This is a genomic window from Paenimyroides marinum, assembly GCF_900108395.1.
Classification (GTDB): domain Bacteria; phylum Bacteroidota; class Bacteroidia; order Flavobacteriales; family Flavobacteriaceae; genus Flavobacterium; species Flavobacterium marinum.
Map to the genome: position 1 here is coordinate 1 of NZ_FNXE01000090.1, position 1,450 is coordinate 1,450.

Here is a 1,450-nt window from a genome sequence, read left to right on the forward strand (position 1 = left end):
CTTTTTCCCTACGATAAGGTTCCATCCACTCATCCATCTCCTTACGGAGTTGCTGCTCTTCGGTTAATAATTCTGTAGTTTGCCCCTGACAGGAAATCGTGCCTGTTATGAGGAAAAAGTATATCAACAATATGCGTGTCTGCTGTATCATAAAATTAATGTTTAAGCGGCGCTGGTTTGACCATGATATCGTATGTTTTTTCCGGTGGCGTGTCTGCATCACTTGTCCGAATATTTATATCGCTGATTTCATCGGTAGCAACATTCCACCTAAAACGGAGGGTATAGTGTTGATAAAAGGCTTGGATTTCCCAAACGTCTTTCGTCATTTTTTTGGCATGCACATCCCGCCCGCCTACCCAGGGTGCCATGTTATTATAGACAACATGCCCTGAATACTTCATACACAAATAGTAAAAATGGAAAAGAATCCGTGCACCGTCAATTTCGTATGGTACGTCAGACAGGGATAATTGGAAATGATTGTCCTTTTTGTCGACCATGGTCAAGAAATCTTCCTTTAGCGCAGGAACGTTCTTATGGAAAACTTTGGCATATACTTCATCAATTTGCGGATACTGCGCCAGTTCTTCATTCCGAATTCTACTATATTCCTTGCGATGACTATCGTAAAATTCCATCAGTTTGCTCTGCATACTTTCGGTCCATTGGGTATTATCAGCAATTGCACCATCGGGCAGGTCATCATACAGTGTCCAACGGAATCTATTTAACTCGCCCTCTAATCGTTGAGCGTCCGTATTCGCCATAGGAAAGGAATTGTTGAGCCAGCCGGCAGGTTGCTGCCCACCCGTATACACCCACAATTTAAGATCAGTGCATTTGTTGTTTTCGATGTTCCAGTTAAATCTCAAGGCATACATACGGTTTATAAAGGTAATCTGCCATTCATTCCCCTCAATCAGATTGGCAAAGGGTAGCACGCCATATGTAAATTGACGAATCACTTCTTCGTGCTTCATCCCTTGTTGTGTAACCAGATAATTTATGATAAACCCACCTAACGCAGTGGTTCCAAACCAAGTATCGGTAACACGAAGCACACGAAAATTCGCTACAGTTTGCAGCACCTCGAACTCTTGTTTCATCCCGAGATCTGCATCGTTGTAAGCACTATCAAAATCGGATATCCACTCATAACCAGGCAGTAATTTGGGCGCAGGTTTGTAACGGGCCAGATCAGCCTTTCGCAAGTGGAGATACTGCTCGTGATGTTTCTGGTAAAAGCTATTCATATGCTTGTATATCGGGTGTTCCAATGCAAAAATTTCAAGTTCTTCCATTCGATTGACCCATTGCTCGAAATCCGCTGCTTTTTCCCTACGATAGGGTTTCATCCACTCATCCATCTCCTTACGGAGTTGCTGCTCTTCGGTTAATAATTCTGTAGTTTGCCCCTGACAGGAAGTCGTGCCTGTTATGAGGAAAA

General features: G+C 43.1%; 1 protein-coding gene. It reads right to left on the reverse strand.

What is annotated here, in order from left to right; genetic code table 11:
• Positions 1-155: 155 nt before the first annotated feature.
• A partial coding sequence (locus BLW20_RS14750) for a hypothetical protein (protein WP_177165113.1) occupies positions 156-1,450 on the reverse strand: 1,295 nt, incomplete at its 5' end.